Here is a 25888-nt window from a genome sequence, read left to right as displayed (position 1 = left end):
CGGCACACCGCGACGCGCCGAAACACTTCCATACACAGTAGTGCGGCGGCCTGTTTGCGCCATGGCGCAAACAGGCCGCCGCGCAGGGGTCGGGTGATTTACAATACGCGGTTGTGAACAGCTGCGCCCGATTCCCCGCAAACCTCGCAGCAAGGGTCGAGAGATGTCGAACATGAGTGAAATGCCGCTGGTCGAAGTCCGCGCCAAGGATCTGCCGGTGCATTGCCCAAATCCCTCCATGCCGGCGTGGAGCATGCATCCGCGGGTGTTCATCGACGTCACGCATGGCGAGGCGCGCTGTCCGTATTGCGGCACCCGCTACAAGCTGCGCGCCAGCGAAGTGCTCAAGGGCCACACGGTCTGACGCCTGCGGCACGGGCGTACCCGGGGCGGGTCGCGCGGCGCGCGCCGCCGGACGCCCGGCGCGCGTGAAGCGTCGCCCGCCGTCATCCTTGTTTTTCCATCCCGCGCCTTTCGTGCGCCCAGCGCGGCCCGCGCCGTCCGACACCCGCGGACGGCGGGGCCGCCCGGTTTTTTTTGGATTTCTACTCGATGCGTCGAGCGCTCGTCATCGCCCCCAACTGGATCGGCGATGCGCTGATGGCCCAGCCCCTCTTCTCGCTGCTGAAACGGCTCCATCCGAAGCTCGTGCTCGACGTCGTCGCGCCGGCATCGGTGGCGCCGGTCCTGGAGCGGATGCCCGAAGTCGACGCGGTGCATGGCACCGACCTCGCCCACGGACGCCTGCAATGGATGGCGCGCCGCCATCTCGCCGCCGAATTGCGCGACAACGCCTACGACGTGGCCTACGTGCTGCCGAACTCGTTCAAGTCGGCGCTGATCCCCTGGCTCGCGCATATCCGCCTGCGCGTGGGCTATCGGGGCGAACACCGCTACGGGGTGCTCAACGTCGTCCACGCCGCGCCGTCGAAGAAGCGCGAACGCCCGCCGATGGTCGCGCAGTACGCGGCGCTTGCCTACGCGCCCGGCGCGACCCTGCCCGAAACGCTGCCGACGCCGCGCCTCGAGCTCGACCTGAACGAAGGGGTGCGCGTGTCGCACCGCTTCACGCTGGATACCCGGGTGCCGCTGGTGGTCTTCTGTCCGGGCGCCGAATACGGCCCCGCCAAACGCTGGCCCCCGGAACACTTCGCCCGCCTCGCGACGCTGCTGCGGCAATCCTTCCCCTATGCGCAGTTCGTCGCGCTGGGCGCGCAGAAGGATGCGCCGATCGCGCAGGCGATCGTCGAGCAGGCGCCCTTCGTGCGCAATCTGTGCGGGCAGACCGCGCTGGGCGAGGCCTGCGCGCTGATCGGCCGCGCGGCGCTGGTCGTCAGCAACGACTCCGGCCTGATGCACGTGGCCGCCGCGCTGCGCCGGCCGCTGGTCGCGCTGTACGGCTCGACCGACCCGCGACACACCCCGCCCCTCTCGGACAGCGCGCAGGTACAATGGCTGCATCTCGAGTGCAGTCCCTGCTTTGCGCGCGAGTGCCCCCTCGGGCACCTGAACTGCCTGCGCCAGCTCGCACCGGAGCAGGTGTTCGAATCCGCCCGACAGCAGCTCATCGCGCGTCGCTGAGCGCCGTCCAACCGTCTCCGCCGAAGCCAAGATGCCACGTTTCGCCCGCCTGTTCGAAGCCGCCGCCGACACGCTCAATGCGTTCTACGCCGCCATTGCCGAGAGCAATCTCGAAACGGCAATGGACTTGTGGATCGACGAGGAATTCGTCTCCTATATCCGTGCGGATGGCCCGCACCTGCATGGTCTCGAACGGATACGCGCCGGCCTGGCGCAGCAATTCGAGCGCGGCCGCACCACCATCGAGGCGCTCGACGTGCGCGTCTACGACAGCCTCGGCACGGTCGTCTACGCGGCCGCCGAGGCGCACCGCCGCGCGGACCAGAGCGAGACCATGGTGTTCGCCACCTATGTGATGGTGCACGAGCGCGGCGAATGGCGCATCGCGCACGTGCACGCCAGCGTCATGCCCGAGGAAACCGCCGGCCAGTTCGTCGCGAAGATGCGGCGCGGGCGCGGTCCGCTGCACTGACCGGGACGCCCGCGCGCATGTTGCGGGATGGCGCGACGTCCGCGGAATCGATACCTCCCTACGTGGCGCCGTTCTGGCTGCCCGGCGCGCATCTTCAGACCATCGTGCCCGCGCTGTTCGCGCGCCTGCCCGTGGTCGCCTACCGGCGTGAACGCTGGAACACGCCGGACGGCGATTTCATCGATCTCGACTGGCTGGCCGACGACGGTGCGTGCGACCCGGCCGCGCCGTTGCTGGTGCTGTTTCACGGGCTGGAAGGCAGTTCGGACAGTCACTATGCACGTGCCGTCATGCATGCGGCGCGATTGCGCGGCTGGCGCGCGGTGATTCCGCACTTTCGCAGTTGCGGCGGCGAGATGAACCGCGCGCCGCGCTTCTACCACTCCGGCGACGCCGCCGAGATCGACTGGATCCTGAAACGGCTCGACGCGCCGGTCCTGGCGATCGGCGTGTCGCTGGGCGGCAATGCGCTGCTGCGCTGGCTCGGCGAACACGCCGCCGAGTCGCCCCGCCGGGTGCGGGCCGCCGCGGCCGTGTCCGCCCCGATCGATCTGGCCGCGGGAGGCCACGCGCTGGCGCACGGTTTCAACCGCGTCTATACGCGGCATTTCCTGAACACGTTGAAGCAGAAGTCCCTGCTCAAGCTCGCCCAGTATCCGGCGCTGTTCGACCGCGAACGCATGCTGGCCGCCCGCAACCTGCATGATTTCGACGATGTGGTGACTGCGCCGCTGCATGGCTACCGGGACGCCGACGATTACTGGCGGCGCGCGTCGGCCAAACCCATCCTGCCGGAAATCGCCGTGCCGACGCTGCTGCTCAATGCGCTGAACGACCCTTTCCTGCCCGCCGCCGCGCTGGCGCGCGCCGATCAGGTCTCCGCCGCCGTCACGATCGAACACCCGGCGGCCGGCGGTCATGTCGGCTTCATGCGGCCCATGCGCGCCGGGGCATGGCGGGCGCGCGCCCCGGACGAGCGCCCGTCCGCGGGCGCGGATGACACGACACGGCACGCCGCGGCCGGTCGCGAGGACTGGCTGGCACGCCGCCTGCTCGCCTTTCTCGCCCCTTACTGGAGTCCCTGACATGGACCAGATCGTTCGCGACGCGCTTGCCAAGTGGCCGAACGTACCGGCCTGCACCGGCTGGCTGCTGCTCGACCGGCGTGGCCAGTGGCGGATGCGCGACGACGCCTGCCAGGCCGCCGGCGGCATCGGCGACGTCATCCGGCACGACGCGCTCAAGCGCTTCATCGCGCGCAATTACGAAGCCGATGCGTCCGGCCGGTGGTTCTTCCAGAACGGTCCGCAACGCGTCTTCGTCGATCTGGCCTATACGCCGCATGTCGTGCGGCTGCACCGCGGCGGCGCGGCGCACGAGGGCGACACGCCGCGGCTGGTCGATGAATGCGGCAACCCGTTCGCGCCCGCCGCCGGCTGGTTCGACGACCAGGGCAATGTGCTGTTTTCCGGCACCGGCACAAACGGTGCCGCCACGCCGCCGACCATCGCGCTGTTGCACGATCACGACCTGGCGCTGTTTGCCGAATGCCTCGATGCGGACCTCCCGCCCGACGCCACGGCGCACGCCACGCCGGACGCCGCCGTGTCCGTCTCGCCGGATGGCGCCACCATGCCACGCGCGGTGGCCTGGGGCGGTGGCCGGTCGCTGCCGTTCGCGCCGATCCCTGCGGCCGAGATCGCGAAACGCTTCGGCTTCGTTCAGCGCCCGGACCTCTGAACCCCGCCGCCGACGCGTGCGCGCCCGGCGGGCTATCCTTGTCTTCTGCTTTCTTCACCGCCCACGCTTTTTCAGGAAAATTAAACCGATGCGCGATGCTTCCGCCGACCAGCCCACGCCCTCTCCCCTGACGCATTTCGACGCCGCCGGTCAGGCGCATATGGTCGACGTGGGCGACAAGGCGGTGACGCGCCGCCTGGCCATCGCGCGCGGCACGATCCGCATGCGCGCCGAGACCCTCGCGCTGATCATGGGCGGCAATGCCAAAAAGGGCGACGTGCTCGGCATCGCGCGGATCGCGGCCATCCAGGCAGCGAAGAAGACCGCCGACCTGATCCCCCTGTGTCACCCGCTGGCCCTGACGCGCGTCGCCGCGGACTTCGACACCGACCCGTCGCTGCCGGGCGTACACTGCACCGTGCGCGCCGAGACCACCGGGCAGACCGGCGTCGAAATGGAGGCGTTGACCGCCGTGCAGATCGGCTTGCTGACCATTTACGACATGTGCAAGGCGGCGGACCGCGGCATGACCATCACCGACGTGCGCCTGCTGGAAAAACAGGGCGGCAAGTCCGGGCAGTGGTCGGCCGCCGCGCCGTGACGAATCAGCGACATCCGCGGTAACCGCCCGGGACGGCGGCTCCCGCCCCAGCGGAGATACGATCCATGACGTCCTCGACCCAACGGTCCATCGAAATCGACTTCTTCCGTGGGCTGGCGCTCGTGGTGATCATGCTCGATCACATCCCGAACAGCCTGCTTTCGCACATCACCCTGCACCACTACGCGTTCTGCGATGCCGCCGAGGTCTTCGTGTTCGTGGGCGGCTATTCGACCGCCGCGGCGTACGGCGCGATCTGCGCCCGGCAGGGAGAGGCCGCCGCCGCCGCGCGCTTCCTGCGGCGCGGCGGCGAGATCTACCGCGCCTTCCTGCTGAGCGCCGCGTTGATGATCGGACTGGGGCTGGCGCTGCACGGTCTGGGCGTCGACACGCCGGACGTCGACGCAACCGAGGCCGCGACCTTCCTGCGGCGCCCTTTCGGCATGCTCGCCGACATCGTCAGCCTGCGGCGCCAGCCGTTCCTGTCGTCCGTCCTGCCCATGTATGCGATGTTCGCGCTGGCGGCGCCGCTGCTGATCGGCTGCGCGCGCCGCACGCCGTGGTTCGCCGTGGTCGCGAGCCTGTGCGTCTGGTACGCGGCCCCGGCGCTGGCGCAGGGCCTGCCCAGCGCCTACCCCGAGGGGTGGGCCTTCAATCCCTTCGCGTGGCAGTTGCTGTTCGTGCTCGGCGCGGTGGCGCGAATACGGCCGCTCGACCCGGCCTACCTGCGCAGCCCGGACGCGTTGACGCCCACGCGCATCGCCTGCGGGGTGGCGCTCGCCTGCGCGTTCTGGTGCGTTTTCCTCACCGTCGGCCCCGCGCCAGGCTACGAAAAACAGAATCTCGGCGTGCTGCGCCTGCTCAATTTCGGCGTGCTTGCCTGGCTCGCCGCCTGGGTCGGCGCGCGCGGGGCGATCCTGCCGCTCGCGCGCGCCCTGCCGGCGCTGGTACGCATCGGGCGCCGGAGCCTGCCCTGCTTCGTCGGCGGCGCCGGCATTTCACTGACGCTCGACGCCCTGCTGCGCCCGATGTTCCTCACCGGGCTGCCGCTGCCGCACGCGTTCGAACCGTTGCCGTCCTGGCTGATCGGCGGCATCGACGATTTCTGCGCGATCGTCTTGCTGATCGGCGTCGAGCGTCTGGCGTCGGCCGATCTTTTCCGGCATCCGCCGCGGCGGCAACCCTTCACGCGATAACGGCGGCGGCGGCGTACATCCTCCGCCCTGCGTGTCGCGCACATCGGACGGATCGGCGTCAAACCCCGGCGGGCGGTTACATGGCAGGCTTCTTTGTGTATAGTCGCCGCTTGCAGCGACCACTTTGATCCCCATGCCGACCCTGTCCCCCCGCAACACGTCGATCTTCCTGTTTGCATTGCTTGTGCTGGCCTGGACGGTGCCCTACGCGGTGGTCGCGCACACCTATCCGGTTCCTACCTTCTACGCCGAGTACGTCGCCTACGGGCTGTTCGTGCTGATCGGCGCAACGGTCGGCGTGCTGGCCGCCGGCTCGCCGATCCTGCGCCGCGCCGCGTCCCCGCGCGTGGCCGTCGTGCCGCTCGCGTTCGCGGCGGTGCTGGTCGTCCAGACGCTGCTCCTGCCCACCCAGCAACCGTCGATGAATCTGCTGGGTGCCGGTTCGCTGCTGATCGCCGCGCTCGCCGTGCACGCGGGCTACTGGACCGGCCGCCTGCAGCTCGGCGAGGACGCGCTGCGCTGGATCGCGTGGGGTTTGATCGCGGGCGGGCTCTTCGCGCTGTTCTGTCAGGTGGTGCAGCTCTGCCACGCCGAAGCGCGTTTCGCGCCGTTCGTCGTGTCGTACGGCGTGCTCGCCGACCGCCGGCCGTTCGGCAACATGGCGCAGGCCAATCATCTGGCCACCTACATCGCCTTCGCCTTCGCCGCCGCGGTCTATCTGGTGCAGTCGCGCCGCTTGCCGCTGGCCGTCTGGATCGTGCTGGCCGCGCTCTACTCGATCGGCCTCGCGCTGACGGTCTCGCGCACGCCCTGGCTGCAGACCGCCGTGATCTTCGTCGTCGGCCTGGCGATGGCCTGGTCCGACGCCCGCACGGCGATACTCGTGCGCGGCTGGCAGAAAAGCCGGCGCTGGCTGGTGCCGGTGCTGACGGTGCTGATCTTCTGCGCGATGAACCTGCTGGTACGCCGCCTGAACGGGAACTTCGGTCTGCATCTCGCCGAATCGGCCGCCGACCGCTTCAAGGATGCCGGTCAGATCTCGCCGCGCCTGGCGTTGTGGGAGTACGGCTGGACCATGTTCAAGACCCATCCCTGGCTGGGCGTGGGCTGGGGCGAATTCCCGCGTTTTCAGTACCAGCTGGTGCAGCAGCTCGGCCGGGTGGAAATCGCGAACAATTCGCACGACATCGTCGTGGACGTGCTGGCCAAGACCGGACTGATCGGCGCGGGAATCGTCGCGCTCGGCCTGGGTTTCTGGCTGTGGCGGGTCCTGCGCGCCCCGCTCAGCACCGTGCGCCTGTTCGCGCTTTGCCTGCTGGCCATCCTCGCCGTCCACGCGCTCGTCGAGTACCCGCAGCAATACCTGTTCTTCCTGCTCCCCGCGGCCTTCCTGATCGGGCTGCTGGAAACCGAATCGATGGTCCGGCTGCCCACCCGCGCCACGGCGGTCGGTTATGCCGGCGTGACGCTCGCCGGCATCCTGATGGCCTACCCGGTGCTCGCCGACTATCACCGCGCCGAGAAATTGTATTACGGCAACCGGCCGGAACAGGAGTACCGCGCGGCGCCCGCGACGATCTTCGGCGCCTGGGGCGAGTTCGGCCTGTCGACGCTGCTCCAGCTCGACAGCAACGGTCTCGCCAACAAACTGGCGATGCACCGCAAGGCGATCGCATTGTTGCCGGGCGAGGTGGTGCTGCGCCGTTACGCGGTATTGCGCGCGCTCGACGGCGACCTTCCCGGCGCGCTGGATCAGGTCGCACGCCTGAAAATCTTCGCCGAGGCCCTGCACGACTGGCCGGCGCAACTCGGCCTGCTCTACAAGCTGTGCGAGACACGGCCCGCGCTGGACGATTTCAAAACGCAGCTCAAAGCGCGATACGGCATGCCCGCGCCGGCGGTTGCCGCCGATCCCGACGACGACGATGACGATGGCGACAACTGACCGCTTCCCGCACGGTCCCGCGCCGGGGCGGGCGCTATAATCGCGCTTTGCGCTATGACGGGTCGTTCATGCCTTCGCCTCCCCTTCGCCTTACCAAGCGCACCTGGCGGCGCGCCCATCACCTGTGGCACGAATACGGCATCATCTGGCTCGGCGCGATCGTCGTCGGGCTGATCGCGGTCTTCTACGCACGCCTGATCGACTACGGCTTCTCGCTGTTCAGCGCCATCCAATCGCAATACTTCTGGGCGCCCCTGCTGATTTCCCCGGCGGTCGGCGCGCTGTCGGTGTGGCTCACGCGCCGTTTTTTCGCGGGCGCGGAAGGCAGCGGCATCCCGCAGGTCATCGCAATGCTGCATACCGACGCCGCGCTCGGCAGGACCTTGCTGACGCTGCGCATCGTCGCCGGCAAGATCGCCATCTCGTTCCTGGCGATCCTCGGCGGCTTCACGATCGGCCGGGAAGGGCCGACGGTGCAGGTCGGCGCGGCGCTGATGTACCAGCTGCGCCGCTTCTACGCGCCGGCCGGCGCCGCGCTCGAACGCCAGCTCGCGCTGGCGGGCGCGGCCGCCGGCCTGTCGGCGGCGTTCAACACGCCGCTGGCGGGCATCGTCTTCGCCATCGAGGAACTGACGCGCAGCTTCGAGCAGCGCGCCAGCGGCGTCGTGATCACGGCGATCATCTTCGCCGGCATCGTCGCGCTGGGCGTGAACGGCAACTATACGTATTTCGGCACCATCGAAGTCCGGCGCGATTTTCCCGGCATCCTGCTGGTTGCGGTGATCGTCACCGCCGTGGTGACCGGCATCGCCGGCGGCGGCTTTTGCTGGCTGATCATCCATAGCGCACGCTGGCTGCCCGCGCCGGTACGCGCGCTGCGCGCCGAGCACCCGGTCCTGTTCGCCGCCGGCTGCGGGCTGGTGATCGCAATCATCGGACTGGCCGCCGGCGGCTACACCTTCGGCAGTGGCTACGCCGAAGCACGCGGAGTGCTGGACGGCCGCCAGAGCATGTCGCTCGCCTACCCTTTCCTGAAGATGGCCTCGATGGTCGGGTCCTATCTGCCGGGCATTCCGGGCGGGATCTTCGCCCCGTCGCTGGCCATCGGCGCGGGATTCGGCAACCTGCTGCACGAGGTATTCGGCAGTTTGTCGGTGCCCATGCTGATCGCGCTGGGCATGGTCGGCTATCTGGCCGCCGTGACCCAGGCGCCCATCACCGCGTTCGTCATCGTCATGGAGATGATCAACGGCCATGCGCTGGTGATCTCCCTGATGGCAACCTCGCTGATCGCCGCGCGCGTCTCGCGCCTGTTCGCCCCGCCGTTCTACGAAACGCTGGCGAACCGCTATGCGCGCGCGCCCGCGAGCGGTGGCGCCGCCGCAGCGCCCGCGGGAACGGACATCGACACCGCCAGGCGGGCGCACCACGAAAAAGGCTGACCGGACAAGCGGTCAGCCCCGGTCAGCCGCGCCGTTCAGACCTGGGGAATCTCGATCTTCACCTCGAGGACTTCGAGATTGCCCTGCTGCTCGACGCTGACCTTGATGTCGTCGTTGCCGATCTTCACATACTTGCGGATCACCTCGACCAGCTCCCTTTGCAGCGCCGGAAGATAGTCAGCGGGCGGCCGATCGCTCGCCCGTTCATGCGCGATGATCAGCTGCAGCCGCTCCTTCGCGACCGCGGCGGTTTTCTTTTTTTCGCCCAGCAAAAAAGAAAGTAGCGACATGTCGGCCCCTTACTTGTTGCCGAAAAGGCGTTGCAGCAAGCCCGGCTTGGTGTAGTCGGTAAAGCGCAACCCCTTCTCTTCGCCGAGGAAGCGGCCCACCACGTCCTTGTACGCCTCGGAGACGTCGCTGCCGTCGATGTGCACGGCCGGCAGGCCCTGGTTCGATGCCTGCAGCACCGATTCCGACTCCGGAATCACCCCGATCAGCGGAATGCGCAGGATCTCCTGGATGTCGCTCAGGGACAGCATCTCGCCGTCGTTGACGCGCTTCGGGTTGTACCGGGTGATCAGCAGGTGCTCCTTGACCGGCGCCTTGCCTTCGATCGCGCGCCGCGTCTTCGACGACAGGATGCCCAGGATGCGGTCCGAGTCCCGCACCGACGAGACCTCCGGATTCGTCACCACCAGCGCCTCGTCGGCGAAATACATCGCCATCAGCGCGCCCGATTCGATCCCCGCCGGCGAATCGCAGACGATGTATTCGAATTTCAGGTCGATCAGATCCTTTATGACCTTCTCGACGCCTTCGAGCGTCAGCGCATCCTTGTCGCGCGTCTGCGACGCGGGCAGGATGAACAGGTTCTCGCACTTCTTGTCCTTGATCAGCGCCTGATTCAGGTTCGCTTCGTCCTGGATCACGTTGATCAGGTCGTAGACCACGCGCCGCTCGCAGCCCATGATCAGATCGAGATTGCGCAGACCCACGTCGAAATCGATGACCGCCGTCTTGTGGCCGCGCAGCGCGAGGCCCGATGCGAAGCTCGCGCTGGTCGTGGTCTTGCCCACGCCGCCCTTGCCGGAAGTCACCACAATGATTTTTGCCATTCGTTTCCCACCTAGCGGAATTTTCGTATACCGACGGCGTGCCCCGGCCTGCGCCGGCACCACGCACCCATCGACCTGCAAACTATGTGAGCCGGAGCGGCTCGAATATCAACTTTTCGTTTTCCAGACGGATCTGCACCGATTTTCCCACCACGTCCGCGGCCAGCGGATGCTCGGTCGTGCGGTAGATGCCCGCGATGGACACCAGTTCGGGTTCGAGACAGGTGCAGAAGATGCGCGCGCCCAGGTTGCCGTGCACGCCGGCAAGCGCGCGGCCGCGCAGCGGCGCGTAGACATGGATATTGCCCTCGGCGATCACTTCCGCGCCATAGCTCACCAGCCCGAGTACGACCAGATCGCCCTCGGCATAGATCCGCTGACCCGAACGCAGCGGCCGGTCGACGACCAGCGTCGGCACGAAACCCGTCGAGACCGCCGTCGGCAGCCCTTCCTCGACGTTCGCCGTCGCGGAGGCCGCCACCGGCGCGTCCGTCGCTGGCGGGCTGGCATCGTCGCCGGCATCGGCTGTTTCGGCGCGCTCGCGCTTCTCGCGCGACTCCAGGATCGGCGCGCCCTGCGCCTCCGCCCAGCCACGCTGTTCGGGCTGCACGACGACCCCGGCCGCCCGCATCCGGAATTCCGCGAGCAGCGCCTCGACCCGGTCGATTCGCAGGGCTGGCGTCGCCGCGAGGCGGCGCACGTCGATCGCCACGGATTCGCCAGCGAAAAAAGCCGGCGTGGACTCGAAACGGCGGCCCAATTCGGCGCGCAGCTCGTCCAGGTCCGGCGTCTTGACGACGAAATGGAGTAGATCGACGGTTCCGCTTCTCAGTTCGAAGAACGGCGTTTTCTTGAGCGACATAGATGACCAGCGATGAAGCGGCAACGGCCGCGGACCCCGAACCACGAGGCAGGCGAATATTTCGCGTATTTTACAGGGCTCGCACGCGGGGTCGAGCCCTGTAACGATTTCTTTTGATTGCGCGCTGCATATGTCCCCACCGGCACCGGTCGCGGGCATGCTCCGCTCGCGCAAAACCAGCGAGTGGCGGCGCGGCGCGCCCGGCACAGCGCGAGAGGTTACGGGTAAGATGAGGCATGCCGGGCGGAGCGCTTCGGGCCTTGCATCCCGGGCAGGCATGCGCTTCGATCCGCCTGCGTCGGCATCCGCTTCGATGCCGCTTTACTTCTGCAAGCGATGCAATCCGGAAATTTCTTTGAATGGCTGGGCGCGCTGGTCGGCGCCGTGATCGGCGGCATCGTCCATGCCCTCAACTTCGTCGTCCACGGTTTGGGGCACGCGGCGGGCGACTTCTCCGGCGGTCTGGCCGGTAGTCTCGGCATGCACGATTCGATGCTGAACATCGTGTTGCTGGTAATCGGCCTGCTGCTGCTGGTGAGCGGCATCCGCGCCTTGCTGCGCCGCGCCATCCTGGCGGGCGTGATCTGGATCCTGCTCGCCGCGCTGGTGCTGGGCAAGCTGGCGATCTATTAGAACAAGCCGGCGCGCGATCATACATCGCGCGCGCGGGGCGAAACGGGTCAGTCGCCGTAGACGTCGAAGTCGAAATACTTCGCCGCCAGCTTCTGGTAAGTCCCGTCCTGGCGCATTGCATCGAGGGCCGCATCGAGCTTCGTCTTCAGTTCGGTGTCTTCCTTGCGCAGGCCGATCCCGGTACCGTTGCCGAAGATCGCCTTGTCGACCAAGGCCGGTCCGGCCAGCTCATAGGGTTTGCCCTGGGGCGTGCGCAGGAACCCCCGTTCCGCCTGTACGGCATTCTGCAGCGATGCATCCAGCCGGCCCGCAACCAGATCGGCGTATACCTGGTCCTGGTTCTGGTAGGACAGCACGCGCACGCCTTGCGCACCCCAGTGCACCTTCGCATAGGTTTCCTGAATCGTACCCTGCTCCACCCCCACCGTCTTGCCCGTCAGGGACGCGGCGCTCGGCAGCAGCCCCGAGCCTTTTTTCGCGACCATGCGGGTGGGCACGTGGAAGACCTTGTGCGTGAATGCGATCTGCTCGGCGCGCTTCGGCGTCATGGCGAAGGTGGAGAGCACCGCATCGAATTTACGCGCCTTCAACGCCGGAATCATGCCGTCGAAGGCGTTTTCGGTCCACACGCACTTGACGTTCAAACGGCGGCAAAGTTCGTTGCCGATATCGATATCGAAGCCCATCAGGCTACCGTCGGGCGCCTTCGACTCGAATGGTGGATAGCTGGCATCGGTGCCGAAGCGCAGCGTGGCCGCATCCTTGGCCTGGGCGGCGGAGATCGGCCCCATGGGCGCACAGGCCAGCCACGCCGTGGCGGCAAGCAGGCAAACAGCGGTCATTTTTTTCAACGCAGGACTCCCCGGATGGCGCGGATGGAAAGCACCGTGCTTTCCTTGCAGCGCATTCTAGCGGGCCTGGCGCGTCGTGTGCCGCTGGCAAGTATCAAAAAAGCGTATCCCGCCATTTCAGCGTTTGCCGAGCGGGCCGGCATCCGATTTCGCGTCGCGATTGGCGATCGATGCGACGATCAGCCCGGCGCCGGCCGCGAACAGGGCCGCCGTCAACGGATGGCGGCCGCGCGCCTTGGCCTTCGCTTTGGCGAGCCGATCGGCTTCACGCGCCGCTCCCAGCGCCGCGGCTTCCTGCGCCGCGGCGCGGATCGCCTTCATGCCTTTTGCCCCTTTTGCGCCTTTCAAACCTGCCTCGGACTTCGCGAACGGCATGAGTCGGGCAAATAGGGACGCCGTGCGCGCCGGCGCGCGCGGCTTTTTCTTCGGCATCAACAACGAGACGCCCCGCAGCAGCAACGGCGCGGAGCGCACCGCCATGCGCAACGCCACCGGGTGCTTGGTGCGGCTGATGAGCGCGTCCAGCAAATCCATGCCGGATGCCGGCTCGCGTGCCGGACCGGCGACGCGGGGACGGGCGCGGGCCCGGCCGGTACGGTCCGCATGCACGTCCGCCCGGCGACCCGATGTATCGTCGAGACGCGATGCGGTACTCTGGCGCAGCAGCGAAGGCACCATCGCGGCCAGACCGCCGGCGGGACGCGGCGTCTCCGCGGCAGCGGCGGTTTCCGGAGCGTTCTGCTTGCCGCCATTACCGGGCGCGGGCGCGCCGCCCGCCGCGGCCACCGCCGCCGCGGTCGCATCCTTGCGCACGCCGAACCCGCCTTTCACCGCGGCGAACTCGGCACCCAGCAGCAGCACTGCGGAAGAAAAATACAGCCACATCAGCAGCACGGCCAGGGAGCCCGCCGCGCCGAAAGCGCTCGCGGTGCCGGCATGCGCCAGGTAAAGCGCGAACAGCTTCTTGCCGATCGTGAAAAGCACCGACGACACGATCCCGCCCACCAGCGCGTCGCGCCAGCGGATGCTCGCATCGGGCAACAGCTTCATCAAGGCGGTGAAGGCCAGCGACAGGATGCTCAGGCTGACGACCAGCTGCACGATATCGCCGACGATGACGAAGGGCGAGTCGCCCCACACCATCTTGCCGATGAACGTGACCACCGTGTCCAGCACGAGTGAAACCACCAGCAGGAAGGCGACGCCCAGCACCAGGCCGAACGACACCAACCGTACGCGCACCATCAGCGCGATGCCGGAACGTTTTTCCTTCGGCAGGGCCGGAAAGACCACATCGAGCGCCGTGTTCAGCGAGGAGAAGGTAGCGGACGCGCCGATGAACAACAGCGCCAGCGAGGTGACCGCCGCCAGGCCGCCACCGCTTTGTCGATGCGCGTTCTGCACGATCGCCTGGATCGCCGCGGCGGCATCGTTGCCGAGAAAATCATGCACGCGGGAGAACAACTGGCCCTGCGCCGCCTCTGCACCGAAGAACCAGCCCGCGACGGCGATCACCATCAACAGCATGGGCGCCAGCGAAAACGCCGAATAAAAGGCAATGCTCGCTGCCAGCGTGGTGCACTGGTCGCTGCTGAAACGCTTGATGGCCGTCACCGCGAGAGAGCCTTCGCGCTTCAGCTCCTCGGTGATCGCATGAGTATCGACAGTGGTCATCGTGGCCGCCCGGGAAAAATTGCAAAATGTTACTTTAGCATTTTTCATTCCCGATCGATCGGACGGTCGACCCTGCGGCGTTTCGCACTAGCCCGCGAGCGCCTCGCTGCGCGGCTTTTCATTCGATCCGACGTTCCGGACGGCCGACGATTCCGCTGCCGCCTGCTTGTCCGAAGGCGCATCCGCGCCGGCCGGCGCGTTCGAGCGGCTTGAACGGATCGGCCGAACGGGCGGCGGTGCGCTGGCCCCCAGCACCGCGGACGCCTCCGCGGGCGTGCTGATATCGGTGCGGCCGCGGTCCTTGAGGAACGATTCCTCGCTCGCGTGATTCAGCACGAGGATGCTGATGCGCCGGTTCATCGGTGCGGCCGGGTCCGCGGCGACCAGCGGCAGCGCATCCGCCAGGCCACGCACCTGGATCACTTTTTTCTCGTTCATGCCGCCCGCGATCAGTTCGCGCCGCGCCGCATTCGCCCGTTCGCTCGACAGCTCCCAGTTCGAATAGAACTTCTCGCCGCCGCTGTAGGGTGCGGAATCGGTGTGACCCGCGATCGACACCCGGTTGTCGACGTCGTTCAGCGCCAGGCCGATCTCGTGCAAAATGTCTTTCGTGTAACCCGCCAGCACCGGGCTGCCGGAAGCGAACATCGGTCGGTTCTGCTCGTCGGTGATCTGAATGCGCAAGCCTTCGCTGGTGATGTCGATGCGAATCTGGTTGCGGAACGGCTTGAGCTTGATGTTCTTGTCGATCAGCGCGTCGATCTTGAGCTTGAGCCCCTTCAGACGCTGCATGTCGTCCGCGGACGGTTTGGCCCGCGCGGACTCCGCCGCCGCTTTCTGCGCCTTGCTCTTCTCGGCCTCGGAATGCGTCACGTCGCCGAGCTGCGGCTTCGTCATGTCCGCGCCGCCGCCGTCCAGCACGGAGGTCGCACCGCCGGAATAGCTGCCCTTGTTCAGCGCGACCGCCAGCGGGGTATTGAAAAAGTCCGCGATGCCCTGCTTGTCGCCTTTCGTGGTGGACCCCAGTAGCCACATCAGCAGGAAGAACGCCATCATGGCGGTCACGAAGTCCGCGTAGGCGATCTTCCAGGCACCGCCGTGATGCGCATGACCATGCCCCTTGCCCTTGCGGCGAATGATCGTGAGGGAAATCCGCTCCTTGCCTTCTTCGCTCATCGCGGCCCCCGCGTCGCTTTCACCGCGTCCTCCAGCTCAGTGAAGCTCGGGCGATCGAAGGTGAAGAGTACCTTGCGGCCGAATTCGACCGCGATGCTGGGCGCATAGCCGCCGAGAGATGCGAGCAGCACGCATTTGACGCACTCGTAGGGTTTGCTTTCCTCCTTCGATTTCGCCAGCAGCAGGCTCGCCAGCGGGCCGACGAAACCGTAGGCGAGCAGGATGCCGAGGAACGTACCCACCAGCGCGCCCGCGATCATCTCGCCCAGCACCGCCGGCGCGGCCCCCACCGAACCCATCGTGTGCACCACACCCATCACCGCGGAGACGATGCCGAACGCCGGCAGACCATCGGCCACTGCCTGCAATGCCGAGGACGGGACGGCGGCTTCGGCGTGATGCGTCTCCAGTTCCGCGTCCATCAGGTCCTGGATTTCGTGCACCGTCAGATTGCCCGAGGACATCATGCGCAGGTAGTCGATGATGAAATCGAGCAGGTGCGTGTCCGCCAGCACTTCCGGGTATTTGGTGAAAACCGGACTGGAGGCGGGCGTCTCGACATCGGCCTCGAGGGCCATCATGCCGTCCTTGCGCGCCTTCTGCAGTATCTCGAACAACAGCGAGATCAGCTGCACATAGCGTTCCTTGGTATAGGTCGCCCCCTTGAAGCACTTCGGCAGGGCGCCCAGCGTCGTTTTGATCGTCTTGCCGGAATTGCTGATGACGAAGGCGCCGATCGCCGCACCCAGGATGCACAGCAGTTCCAGAGGCTGCATCAGCGCGGCGATATGGCCGCCCGCGCCCAGGAAGCTCCCGATGACGCACCCGACGACAATGACGAATCCCAATCCAACAAGCATGACCCACCTTTCCGAGTGAAGACCGGAGAGTGATCCGGCCTTCCTGTATTACGGCGATGGCGGGAAAAACTTGAGCGTCAAACGTCGGGCCGTGTTTACCAGGTGCGCATTTTCGCGTCGAACAGCGCGGCACCGCCGGCAAGCAGCAGTTGGCGATCGGTTTCCGACAGGTCCGGCCATTTCCGGCTCAGGCACCGTGCGTAATCGTCGAGGTCGCCCACCATCTGCGAAGGGGATTTCTCTGCCCAGGTTTCTTCTATTTTTTTTACGATGCTGTCAGGACTCATCGGACCCATTTTTCCCTCCGAACGTATATCGCGCGAGGCTTCCTGCCCGTGATGCCGGAAATGTCGGAAATGTCGGGCTTCGCACCGGTTTTGTCCGGGACGGGCGTACCGGACAGGCGCATCCAGTCTGCCGTTGCGCGGTGGCAACGTCTGAGCGCTTGCGTACCAAGCGCGGCAGATATCCCCCGGAAAGCACGACAAACCTCTCGGCCACCCGATATAACGGCCCCGAATGTCGCCGCTTTAAGTGTTCTGCCTGTTTTTACCGTTTTCGGAAAAGACCGGGAACCGGCAAGCGGAATCGCGGTGCGATTGCCGGTTCCGGACGCGGCGTCGGGTCGCGGCGTTCAGTCGAGCTCCGCGCCGCGCAGTTCCGGAATCAGGCATACCGTGGCGAGCAGATCGACGATATAGATGGAGGCCAGCAGCGCAAGGGCCGTCGCGAAGGAGAAATGCGCGGCCAGCGCGCCAATGACGAGCGGACCGAAGCCCCCCACCGCGCGGCCGATGCTCCACAACACGTTCTGGGCGGTGCCCCGGGCGGCCGTCGGATACAGTTCCGCCAGCAGCGCGCCGTAGCCGCCCATCATGCCGTTGACGAAGACGCCCATGACGACGCCGCCGATCAGCAGGGCCTGCGGCGTCCTCAGCGTCGAATACACGAATACCATTACCAGCGCGCCGATCTGGTAACCGATGAACGTCGGCTTGCGGCCGATGCGGTCCATCAATTGCCCGAAGATGCCGATACCGGCCAGCATGCCGAGAATCGAGCAGCCCGTCCATACCGCCGAGCGCGTCAGGGTATAGCCGAAAGCCCGGGACAGATAGGCAGGCATCCACACGATCAGGCCGTAATAGCCGAAATTCTGAACAGAGCACAGGACGATCACGCCGAGGCTGCGCTTGGTGGTGGCCGCGTCGCGAAACAGCATGCGCAATGGAAATTCCCGCGTGCCGGCGCGCGTCGCCCGGGAAAAAAGCGTCGATTCGCCGATCGACCGGCGAATGAAGAAAGCACCGAGCGCCGGGAACAGGCCGACGACGAACATGCCGCGCCAGCCGATGACGGGCAGCAGCCAGGGCGTGAGGACCGCCGCGCCCAGCACGCCGAGCTGCCAGCCCATTCCCACGTAGGACGATACCCGGCCGCGTTGCGCCGCGGGCCAGGCTTCGATCGCCAGTGCCATGCCGATGCCGAACTCCCCGCCCAGGCCCACCCCGGCGACGAAGCGGTATGCCAGCAGATCCCAGTAACGCGTGGCCAGCGCACACAGGCCGGTGGCCAGGGCGAAGAGCAGGATCGTGTAGGTCAGCACCCGTACCCGGCCGAGATAGTCGCTCAGGATGCCGAAACCGATGCCTCCCGCGATACCACCGATCAGGGTCCAGGTAACCAGCGAACCCGCCTGCGTCGAGGTCAGGCCCAGATCCGTGGAGATCGCACTCAACATGAAGCCGACGATCAGCAGATCGAAGCCATCCATCGCATACCCGGAGACCGCCGCGATCAACGCGGCCATCGGGCTATGCGCGCGCGCGATGGTGGGCGGCTTCACGCCGTGGCCCGTGTCCGGATCGCGTGCCGGCGTTCAGTTCGTCGCGTCCTTGACGTCCGCCGTGTCGGCATTCAGATCGGTGAAATACCGACGTGGCCAGTTATGGTCGCCCGGCGTCACCGGGTATTTGTATTCGATCTCGCCGGTTCGGATCCCGATCTCGCTAATGGCGCTTTCGCTGGCGCCGTACGCCTGCAGCGCGAAGCCGCTCGGATCCAGGCCCTTCTCCTGGCAAATCGTCTCGAATGCGAGTCTTTGGTCTTCAGGCACCGGGAAGGCTGTCATGCCTTGCTCCTTGAGTAATGACGGAAATGCCAGTATGACCGAAAACGCCCGTACCGCGTGTTCGAACCGCATACGGGGCGGCCCCGCGCGCCGGATGATAGGATGGCCGGTCTCCCTTACTGTCATTTCCGACGCGAATCAGACCATGCGCGATGCTTTCCGGCAACGCCGCGGCAGGCGCTGCGACCTCCGCGCGACCCTTATGCCTTTCCGGCCGCGCGGCTTCATCGTGTCACCCGGCCCACTGGCGAAGGCGCTCGCTGCCGTGCTCGTCGTCCTGTTCGGCGCGGGCATGCCGGCCGCGTTTGCCGAGGGAACCGCCGCGACGCCGCCCGCAGTCCCAACCGTGCCGACCACGCCAACCACGCCGACCACGCCGACCACGCCGACCACGCCGACCACGCCGACCACGCCGATACGGAGCGTCAGTCCCGCATGCCAGGGCGTGGGCGACATCGTCGAAAAGATCGCGCTCTGGCGGGACGCCGGTGGCGCCCCGCAACGCGCGCAGGCGGAAATCGTCCGGCGCATCACCGACCCCGACGCACGCCGGGTCGCCGTGTCGCTCGTGTCCCAGCTCTACACCGGCTTTGCCCGGCAGATGACACCGCTACAGGCGCGGCAGGCCTACACCGCCGGTTGCGCATTCGCGCAGGAGAACGACGCACGCGCGGCGGCGAGTCCGACACCGCCGTCCGCGCCGGCGAGCGTTCCCGCCGCGTCTTCCGCAACCAGTGCTTCGCCGGCGAGCGGGCCGTAGCGCCAGCAAGGTAGGCAGGCGCTTAGCCGAAACTAAATCGCTTGGGTGTCGGGAATGGCGTCGACACCAAAGCCGCCGGTCCGCACCGCATGGATCATTGCCCCACTGGAGTCCAGACGGGCAGATATCTCCTGGCCGAGCGACTTCGCCACCTCGGAGTGCCGTTCCATGCTTTGGATGAAAGTCGTTTCCGCCGTCGAATCCGCCCTGCTCTTCACCGCCTCTCCGGCCGACCGGACGCTACCCCGGGCCCGGACACGGCAAACGCCGGAGACCTCGGTGACGCCGCTTCGTGGAACGGCCGTTCGGCCAGCGGAAGCGGCCGACGTTACGCACCGCGAGCGTGACGACCTCCCGGATCCTGTCTCCGCGGACAGGGTGTCGTCCCGGCGGGAGGACGGCGCCTTTCTCTCACCGGCGGATTCGGCGACCGGCCTCCAACTACGGCGTGCGGTCCACGCAGCCGGGCCTATCCCGCCCGGTTGGGGATTGACGGCAGGCGCCGCGCGTTTCCGTGCGCTGCACAACCACCGTCCGCGCGACGCCGCCTTTCCGCCACAGGACTTCGTCCTTGCCAACGCGACGGCCTCGCCCGACACGCGCGCCTTTTCCCGTCTTTCCGGTACGTCCGCGGGCCTGCTCGCGCCCCCCTCCCCGGCGGCCTCCGCCCGCACCGTATGGACCCATGACCTGGAGCGAGAGGCCAGCAAGTTGACGCAAACCCCCTGGCAGACATCCAGGCAAACACTGGGCGACGACCTCTGGGCCAGCGCGGGCGTGGCCGCATGGTGGGCACTGCGATACGCGATCAACGTCGACACCGCCGCCAGTCGGTTGCACCGTGCCCGGGCGTTCGCGTACGGCGCGTTCGACGTCCCCGCGTCACAAGCGCCCGCCGACGCAGACGGGGCGTCCTCGCGCGGCAGCGACGACATGCTGCTGGATGCCTGGGTCCGGACACGCATCGCGCTTGCCAGCGTCGCCGACAGACATCTGGCGGAACGCGAGGCCAGAGCCATCGTCATGCAGGAAGCGGAAAACGCCTGCCGCAGCAACGCCACGCCCATCCCGGTCGAGACGCTGTACCTCCTCGTCATGGCGGATGACCTTCCCCTGCAATACGATGTCGAGGCAATCCGCCGACGCTACTACGCCATCTGGAATCCGTCCCTGGCGCTCAGGACCGTCGCCTACGGCCGCTGCGTCCTCCTGCCGGCAGTCGAATCGGTGGGCGAGATCGAAGCGCTCCCGGCAGCGGTGCAGCGCGGGATCGACATCGCGGCTTTACTGTTTTTCACCATCGAGAGCGACGCCCGGCAGGCCTGGGCCATCGCGTGCGCGCACGGTCAGCCATCGCGCGCGGCGCTACGCGGCGCTTTCGCGGCCCGCATGCCCGCGGAGAAACGGGATGTGGAACTGCTCGATCAATTGTTCCAGCCCACGGCGATTCCCGGACAAATCCATCACGACGGCATCACCTTGCGCAACGCGCTGGGACGCACCTTCGAAGACCTGTTGACCAGCGAGGAAATGCGTCACCCCCTGGGCATGGACGCAGTGTCCCCGGCGCACCGGCGGCAACTCCTGGCACGCAAGTTCGTCCAGTTCAATCTTTCGATCCTTTATCCGCTCGGCAGCGTCCGCCACGCCATCGCCACGACGGTCGAACGCATCAGCTCTTTTCTTGGCGAGGACGTTCCCCCCGGTCTCCACACCGACACCGGCCTTCTGGAAGCCTTCAGGCAAGCGCGGCGCGCATGGGCGGATGCGGACGATGGCCTTTCTTCCGCGGATCTCCTGCTGGCGGGACAATTGGCGGCCGCCAACGGGGTCCGGCTCGAGACGGCGGAAACACTGCGTGCGTGGTTCGACCGCGCGATTGCCGAGCCGTTTCGGGCCGTTGGGGAGTCCATGCGGGCAGAGGGCGTGCAAGGCCCGTCACCGCTGGAATGGCTGACGGAAAGCATGCAGAAACGGCGCGACGAGAACCGTACGGTGCCGTTCGCGACACTACCCTACGAGTACCAGTGGGCGATCGATCTCGTACGCCGGCAGAAGGAGAGGATAGCCCGCAACGACGCGGGCTATTTTTTTCTCGAAAAATTCGCCGATAGTCGCCGGACCGGGCTGAACTTCGCCCAGATCCCCTATTTCGAACAACGATCGGCTTTCTATAAACGGGCGTTTCTGAGCGTGGATCCGGCCGAATTGACGCATGAGATCCTGCTTGGCGAAACCTGGCAGGAACGCGGCGAAGCATCGCTCGCGTACGCCAACGAAAGGATGTTCGCTACCTACGGTGCCGCGCCTACTATTGATCTCACCGCCATCGCCGTGGAAAAACTCTATGCCGCCGGCCTGAACAGCTACGAGGCGCACGCGGCTAGGCATATCAACATTCACGGAAGCGACGCCGAACTGTGCGAGCCGATCACCGGCTCCTATGTCGATGCCTTTCTACACATTTGCGCGCAGGTCAGCAATGCGCAACATTTCTTCATTCCTTCAGGAAAGGCGATTCATCCACTGGAACTGCTCGCGCCAGTCATCGAGGAATTCAACGCACGGCTTCCGTCCGACTCCTGGGTTCGCGTCGCAGCACTGGAAACCTTCCGGAGCGCCGGAACCGTGCCGTCATCCGAGGGATTGCAGGATGCGATCGCGCAAATCGTCCAGAAGCACCGGATCCTCTCCGCCGGAGAGATCCTGCTCAAGGAAATACTCGACGTCCGCAACCTGATTCCCCTTTACGCCTCCACGCAGGCGATCCGGCAAGGCTTCACGCAGAAACGCTACTACGCGGTTCTGTTCGGCGTCATCAGCATGGCAGCCGAGATCTCTTCGATCACGAATCCGGTACTGAGCATCGGGGGGGCACAGCCGTTTTCCACCGCCGCAAAACGTATGTCCGGCATGCGTCGCGGCTCGGGAATCAACGTCGTCGATGGCGTGTCGGCCTTTTGCAGCTGGCCGCCCTCCATCACCGCGTTCAAAGCGCTCAAACCCTGGGAGGAACTGACCCATCCTCCGGAGCGTCTCTTCGACGCCGACTTGCGCCTGCTTCCGATCCGCGACCGCCGCCCGGTCCGGCAGCTTCCCGAAACCCGGCTTCCCTGGGGAGCGCGCGCGTCGGTCGCGCGGGCCCGCGACGGCGACCCCGACGTCACCTGGAATGGTTTCGACGTGATCTTCTGCCCGCAGGAAAACACGACCTTTCTGGCACGCCCCGCCGGACCGCATCACTATGCAAAAATCGACTGGCTCACCCTGCAGCCGGCCGAACCACCCGAATTCATTCGCCAGGACGAGAACGGCGAATTTCATTCCATCGACACCACCACGCCTCTCGCTCCGCCCTTGTTCGGCGACTCGCTCCTCAACGACCGGCCAACCATACGGCAAATCACCGCGCTTCTGGACATCGCCACCGATGCCACACCACGGAACTTCCGGCGTCTGTTCGACGCCCGTTTCGATATCAGGTACACCGCCGCCGCGCAGGCTTTCCGACAGGCACATCCCTCGCGAGGCTATGCCTTGCCGGACCTGCTGGAAGACGCCTACATGCGCAGCACCGTAGCGCGACGCGTGTTTCACCACTTCGTGGATACGACCACGGCGCGGGACACGATTCCCGTCTCCATCGACCTGGCAGGCACGCCCAGGACCGTGGTATCGCAGAACGCCAATGGCACTGTCACCGCGGCCGACGCCATCGTTCTGCCGGCAGACCGGGACGACGCTTCGTTGCGCTACCAGAGCGTGCGGGGCATCGAACCGCCCGCGCTCATACGCACGGTCCTGCACGAATTCTTCCATGCCTGGACCCTCCTGCCCGATCCGGCGGTATCCGAGGCACGTCATCACCGCGGCGCCGTCGTCTGGCTCACCGAAGCGACGCTGCGTCAGATGGAACATCCGGTCCATCCCCGGATCGCCTACGGCCTATGGGAAAAAGACATTACACAGGGCGGCGAGGAATATCAGAACACCGTCCTGTGGTCTGGTCTGGAGGACCGGCTGATCGAACAGCGTATACCTGCCCTCGGCATGTTCGACGGTCTTTCCAAGGCCTATGGCGTGCCGGTCGAGCATCGGGTGACCGTCAACCAGGTGTTGTCACTCCTTCCCCCGGTGGCGAACGCCGATGCCGCCACGGCATCGGCCTTGTTCATTTCGCAATTCGAATCCCTATTCAAGACAAACGACGCGCGCCCCGGCGCAACGCCGGCGCACCAGACCCGGTTGTGCGCCAGCGTTCGCATCCTGATCCGGCACTGCGCGGCGCACAGTCCTTTGATGCAAAGATTGCTCGCGGCCCATCCGGTCAATGCCACGCAGCAATGGCAATTCCGCATGGACGTCATGCCGCGCGACCCCGACAGGAACGTTCAGCAATTGTACGAAGTCAATGTCTTTGGCCGGCAGGTCACGTTTCTTTCGGGACCGGCGTCCTATCTGTCCCGGAACGGCATTCGACCGGTCACCCTGGAGATGCGCATCCTCGATGCAGCGATCGCGCAGTTGACCGAGAAAACGGCGCCCTCGCGACACGCTTCCCCTTACCTGGACCGGGGTGCCGTGGTATGGCTGAGCGACCGCATCCTGGAAGAAAGCGGCTACGACTTTCCCAAGCGCCTGCACCGGGCATTGCTGTTCGATCGCTATGGCACACACCGACAGCAGGCGATGGCGGAATTCGCCCGGGCGCGCTGGGCGGCGGAAATCGAGGACCGGTATATCGCCGGGGTGCTGGCCGGCAACCGGGTATAAGAGACAGGCAGCGAAGAGTCTGAGGGTTTGAAGCGATCAGAACATGCGAGGTTGCGGGATGCCCTCAATCCGTCACTTGCCATCGAACGCCGTTTCGATCCGGTTTATAACGCCGCCCATGCCCTGTGTCTCGCAGCGCTGCGATGGAGTGGTTTCCGTTCAACCAATTTTCGACATTGACGCTCAATGAACCGGATGCATAATTTGATCGTGATCGCACAAGTGCTGCGGCAAGCAATGATGCTACCGTTTCCATATGTCCGCTTCGTGCCATTCATGTAACCGTCGCCAGCACGTCATGCCGCTCCCGACGCCAGGTTCGGTAGACAATGCCTTCCACGGAATGCCGGCGAACAAAACGAACAGGATCTCATCGAACGCTGTCCGATCGTTCACACGGGGTCGTCCACTCAGCGCCGAGGGTTTGGCTTCCGGCAGCAGCGGCGCAAGCCCTGCTCACATCCGATCGCCAACAAGTTTGCGTTTCATACCGCCTGCGGGTTACCTTTTTGCGCTTGGTTCCCGGTTTTGGAATCCGTGATTAGTAGACCTCCCTTGCGAACCACATGTCTCGATAATTATTCACGCCCGCATGCCCAAAACCCGTCCAGTCGCCGCCCAACCGGTTGCCCCGGTTGGCAACCATCGTAGGTTCTTCTTCCAGAAAACTCGTGAATTTTGCACCGCTTGCGTCGTCTCCTAAAATAGCGCCGAACCATTGATCCGGCGTGATACCTGCCCGCCAATTGTCCGATGCCACACAAGCATAGGCATGGCCAAGCAACCACGGCCCGGTCGGCTCCAGCCAGCTCGCTCCGTAAAATTTTTCCTTACAGTTTTTTATAATTCTTTCTATCGCCAGCAAAAATTCCCTTCTTTTCGGCTTCGCCCACAATAGACTGTTACCCATACTATGTTCGAAAAGGCTCTTCTTTCTGTATCGATCGATAAATGCGGCGTAGCCACACCCTTGGGGAATGATCCAAGATCTTTCATGCAGCAAAGACATATCCGAGTAAAGGCCTCCCAGTTGGTACAGCAAACAATATCGACCAAGGTCAGACTTATACGAGTAAGGTTTCAAGCTATCGAATGCATGAAGCGTTTCGGCGCCAAAGTGCTCTGCAATGAAACTTCTCAATGCCTCGCCACTCCACAAATTGTATTTCGCCCCTGGGTACATCCGTTGCAGAACCGCGGTACGCTCGGCCAGTACCGGAGAAATTTTTTCAGGGAGAGCCATGCCGTCCAACAGCAAGATCTGGTGAATCTCGCTCACCGGCTGCGTTAAGACACGTCGATCATCGCCATAGCGCAGTGCCATTTCGCATCGCGATGGCTTCGACAGGACTCCAAATCCTGCAATCGATCCGTACCCGGAAATTCGAATAAAATCTCTGCGGTTCATTGCTCAAGCCTCTTTTAGGTCGAGACTTGATCTTAAATACCGATGCACCACAAGTACATGATCGAAAGCTGCGAGGTCGGCCATTGGGACCATTGCTCGTGCGTCCGACCGACCAGCCCGACTCATTACTGCCGCGTCGAACCCAGTGTGCGACGCGTGTTTTCGCAAAAACCATTCGAGTGAAACGCCTATGATTATCCGACCGGCAGAGGCAACAGACCTTGATTTGCTTCTCAGCCTGCCGAACGAAGCGTCTGTCCGCCTGCATCGGAAAGAGGGGTTCACTTTTGGCGGGCCGGCAGTTTTCACGAATCAGATTTCCGCCTGACTAAAACATCCAGTTCCCTTGCATTTCGCCACGCATCGCTATGGCATACCCGCGAGGATTTCGCCAGGCGATTGGCGGATCACAAGTCCTTTCCGACGATAATGCCGTGGCAGAGAGCTTCTTTGGAGCGTTGAAAAAGGAACGAATAAAACGGCGAATCGATCCGACCAGGGCGATGACAACTATGGACGTGTTCGATTACATTGAGATGTTCTACAGCCCAATTCGCCGACACGGCTTCGTGGGCCACCTGTCACCGGTGGAGTTTGAGCGGCGCAATGCGTTAAACGGCTCGTAGGTGTCTATCAAACTCTGGCCGGCTCAAGATTCAGACACTCGA

25 protein-coding genes and 1 pseudogene are annotated in these 25888 nt (G+C 65.3%); 13 read left to right on the top strand and 13 right to left on the bottom strand.

Annotated features, from left to right (window positions below):
* The first annotated feature begins 163 nt into the window (after positions 1-163).
* The 9 genes from OVY01_RS09705 to OVY01_RS09665 all read left to right on the top strand — a co-directional run bounded on the left by OVY01_RS09705 (position 164) and on the right by OVY01_RS09665 (position 8977).
* Positions 164-364 carry a zinc-finger domain-containing protein gene (locus tag OVY01_RS09705; RefSeq protein ID WP_267847240.1) on the top strand — a complete coding sequence of 67 codons (201 nt, stop codon included), beginning with the start codon at positions 164-166 and terminating at the stop codon, positions 362-364.
* A 188-nt stretch (positions 365-552) separates the two neighbouring features.
* On the top strand, positions 553-1581 hold the full coding sequence (gene waaF, locus OVY01_RS09700) for a lipopolysaccharide heptosyltransferase II (protein WP_267847239.1): 1029 nt from the start codon (positions 553-555) through the stop codon (positions 1579-1581).
* 31 nt (positions 1582-1612) lie between these two features.
* A complete protein-coding gene (locus OVY01_RS09695; protein ID WP_267847238.1) occupies positions 1613-2053 on the top strand; it encodes a nuclear transport factor 2 family protein in 441 nt (146 codons plus the stop codon).
* Between the two features lie 17 nt (positions 2054-2070).
* A complete protein-coding gene (locus OVY01_RS09690; RefSeq protein WP_432422203.1) occupies positions 2071-3138 on the top strand; it encodes a YheT family hydrolase in 1068 nt (355 codons plus the stop codon).
* 1 nt (position 3139) lies between these two features.
* The gene (locus OVY01_RS09685; RefSeq protein WP_267847237.1) at positions 3140-3793 is read left to right on the top strand and encodes a DUF2946 family protein; all 654 of its coding nucleotides are present in this window, start codon (positions 3140-3142) and stop codon (positions 3791-3793) included.
* A gap of 88 nt (positions 3794-3881) precedes the next feature.
* Positions 3882-4394 carry a cyclic pyranopterin monophosphate synthase MoaC gene (moaC, locus tag OVY01_RS09680; RefSeq protein ID WP_267847236.1) on the top strand — a complete coding sequence of 171 codons (513 nt, stop codon included), beginning with the start codon at positions 3882-3884 and terminating at the stop codon, positions 4392-4394.
* Positions 4395-4459: 65 nt separating this feature from the next.
* Positions 4460-5590, top strand: coding sequence for an OpgC domain-containing protein (locus OVY01_RS09675; RefSeq protein ID WP_267847235.1), 1131 nt, complete (start codon positions 4460-4462; stop codon positions 5588-5590).
* Between the two features lie 133 nt (positions 5591-5723).
* Positions 5724-7535: a PglL family O-oligosaccharyltransferase gene (locus tag OVY01_RS09670; RefSeq protein WP_267847234.1), complete on the top strand. Its 1812-nt coding sequence runs from the start codon at positions 5724-5726 to the stop codon at positions 7533-7535.
* 68 nt (positions 7536-7603) lie between these two features.
* The gene (locus OVY01_RS09665; protein ID WP_267847233.1) at positions 7604-8977 is read left to right on the top strand and encodes a chloride channel protein; all 1374 of its coding nucleotides are present in this window, start codon (positions 7604-7606) and stop codon (positions 8975-8977) included.
* Positions 8978-9012: 35 nt separating this feature from the next.
* Here the strand turns inward: OVY01_RS09665 and minE are convergent, their stop codons facing one another.
* From minE to minC, 3 genes are all read right to left on the bottom strand, one after another.
* Positions 9013-9267 carry a cell division topological specificity factor MinE gene (gene minE / locus OVY01_RS09660; protein WP_267847232.1) on the bottom strand — a complete coding sequence of 85 codons (255 nt, stop codon included), beginning with the start codon at positions 9265-9267 and terminating at the stop codon, positions 9013-9015.
* 9 nt (positions 9268-9276) lie between these two features.
* A complete protein-coding gene (gene minD / locus OVY01_RS09655; protein ID WP_267847231.1) occupies positions 9277-10092 on the bottom strand; it encodes a septum site-determining protein MinD in 816 nt (271 codons plus the stop codon).
* A gap of 82 nt (positions 10093-10174) precedes the next feature.
* On the bottom strand, positions 10175-10954 hold the full coding sequence (gene minC / locus OVY01_RS09650) for a septum site-determining protein MinC (RefSeq protein ID WP_267847230.1): 780 nt from the start codon (positions 10952-10954) through the stop codon (positions 10175-10177).
* A 336-nt stretch (positions 10955-11290) separates the two neighbouring features.
* Between minC and OVY01_RS09645 the strand changes: the two genes are divergently transcribed.
* Positions 11291-11587, top strand: a complete 297-nt coding sequence (locus OVY01_RS09645; protein WP_267847229.1) for a hypothetical protein — start codon at positions 11291-11293, stop codon at positions 11585-11587.
* Positions 11588-11634: 47 nt separating this feature from the next.
* On the opposite strand, the gene OVY01_RS09640 is transcribed toward OVY01_RS09645, so the two are convergent.
* The 7 genes from OVY01_RS09640 to OVY01_RS09610 all read right to left on the bottom strand — a co-directional run bounded on the left by OVY01_RS09640 (position 11635) and on the right by OVY01_RS09610 (position 18351).
* Positions 11635-12438, bottom strand: coding sequence for an ABC transporter substrate-binding protein (locus OVY01_RS09640; RefSeq protein WP_267847228.1), 804 nt, complete (start codon positions 12436-12438; stop codon positions 11635-11637).
* 117 nt (positions 12439-12555) lie between these two features.
* Positions 12556-14112, bottom strand: coding sequence for a YihY/virulence factor BrkB family protein (locus OVY01_RS09635; RefSeq protein WP_267847227.1), 1557 nt, complete (start codon positions 14110-14112; stop codon positions 12556-12558).
* An 87-nt stretch (positions 14113-14199) separates the two neighbouring features.
* The gene (gene motB / locus OVY01_RS09630) at positions 14200-15288 is read right to left on the bottom strand and encodes a flagellar motor protein MotB (RefSeq protein ID WP_267847226.1); all 1089 of its coding nucleotides are present in this window, start codon (positions 15286-15288) and stop codon (positions 14200-14202) included.
* Entirely contained in the window at positions 15285-16148 is an 864-nt protein-coding gene (gene motA, locus OVY01_RS09625; protein ID WP_267847225.1) for a flagellar motor stator protein MotA, read from the bottom strand. The genes motB and motA overlap by 4 nt, the downstream gene beginning before the upstream one ends.
* A 95-nt stretch (positions 16149-16243) precedes the next feature.
* Positions 16244-16435 carry a hypothetical protein gene (locus OVY01_RS09620; RefSeq protein ID WP_267847224.1) on the bottom strand — a complete coding sequence of 64 codons (192 nt, stop codon included), beginning with the start codon at positions 16433-16435 and terminating at the stop codon, positions 16244-16246.
* Positions 16436-16782: 347 nt separating this feature from the next.
* Entirely contained in the window at positions 16783-17958 is a 1176-nt protein-coding gene (locus tag OVY01_RS09615; RefSeq protein ID WP_267847732.1) for an MFS transporter, read from the bottom strand.
* A gap of 69 nt (positions 17959-18027) precedes the next feature.
* On the bottom strand, positions 18028-18351 hold the full coding sequence (locus OVY01_RS09610; RefSeq protein ID WP_267847223.1) for a hypothetical protein: 324 nt from the start codon (positions 18349-18351) through the stop codon (positions 18028-18030).
* Positions 18352-18508: 157 nt separating this feature from the next.
* Between OVY01_RS09610 and OVY01_RS09605 the strand changes: the two genes are divergently transcribed.
* Entirely contained in the window at positions 18509-19039 is a 531-nt protein-coding gene (locus OVY01_RS09605) for a hypothetical protein (RefSeq protein ID WP_267847222.1), read from the top strand.
* 32 nt (positions 19040-19071) lie between these two features.
* On the opposite strand, the gene OVY01_RS09600 is transcribed toward OVY01_RS09605, so the two are convergent.
* Complete coding sequence (locus tag OVY01_RS09600; RefSeq protein WP_267847221.1) at positions 19072-19257, bottom strand: hypothetical protein; 186 nt, start codon at positions 19255-19257, stop codon at positions 19072-19074.
* A 271-nt stretch (positions 19258-19528) separates the two neighbouring features.
* On the opposite strand from OVY01_RS09600, the gene OVY01_RS09595 reads away from it, so the two are divergent.
* Complete coding sequence (locus OVY01_RS09595) at positions 19529-23812, top strand: PipA/GogA/GtgA family type III secretion system effector (RefSeq protein WP_267847220.1); 4284 nt, start codon at positions 19529-19531, stop codon at positions 23810-23812.
* A 243-nt stretch (positions 23813-24055) separates the two neighbouring features.
* On the opposite strand, the gene OVY01_RS23280 is transcribed toward OVY01_RS09595, so the two are convergent.
* Together OVY01_RS23280 and OVY01_RS09590 are read right to left on the bottom strand one after the other, a co-directional pair.
* The gene (locus OVY01_RS23280; protein ID WP_432422228.1) at positions 24056-24250 is read right to left on the bottom strand and encodes a transposase; all 195 of its coding nucleotides are present in this window, start codon (positions 24248-24250) and stop codon (positions 24056-24058) included.
* 103 nt (positions 24251-24353) lie between these two features.
* The gene (locus OVY01_RS09590) at positions 24354-25220 is read right to left on the bottom strand and encodes a glycosyltransferase (protein WP_267847219.1); all 867 of its coding nucleotides are present in this window, start codon (positions 25218-25220) and stop codon (positions 24354-24356) included.
* Between the two features lie 425 nt (positions 25221-25645).
* Between OVY01_RS09590 and OVY01_RS09585 the strand changes: the two are divergent.
* Positions 25646-25846: pseudogene (locus OVY01_RS09585) on the top strand (IS3 family transposase); the annotation flags it as partial.
* Positions 25847-25888: the final 42 nt, after the last annotated feature.

Origin of the sequence: Robbsia betulipollinis, from assembly GCF_026624755.1 — a bacterium.
Lineage (GTDB): Bacteria > Pseudomonadota > Gammaproteobacteria > Burkholderiales > Burkholderiaceae > Robbsia > Robbsia betulipollinis.
The sequence above is the reverse complement of the archived record's forward strand: the minus strand, read 5'-3'. Positions and strand labels throughout refer to the sequence as shown.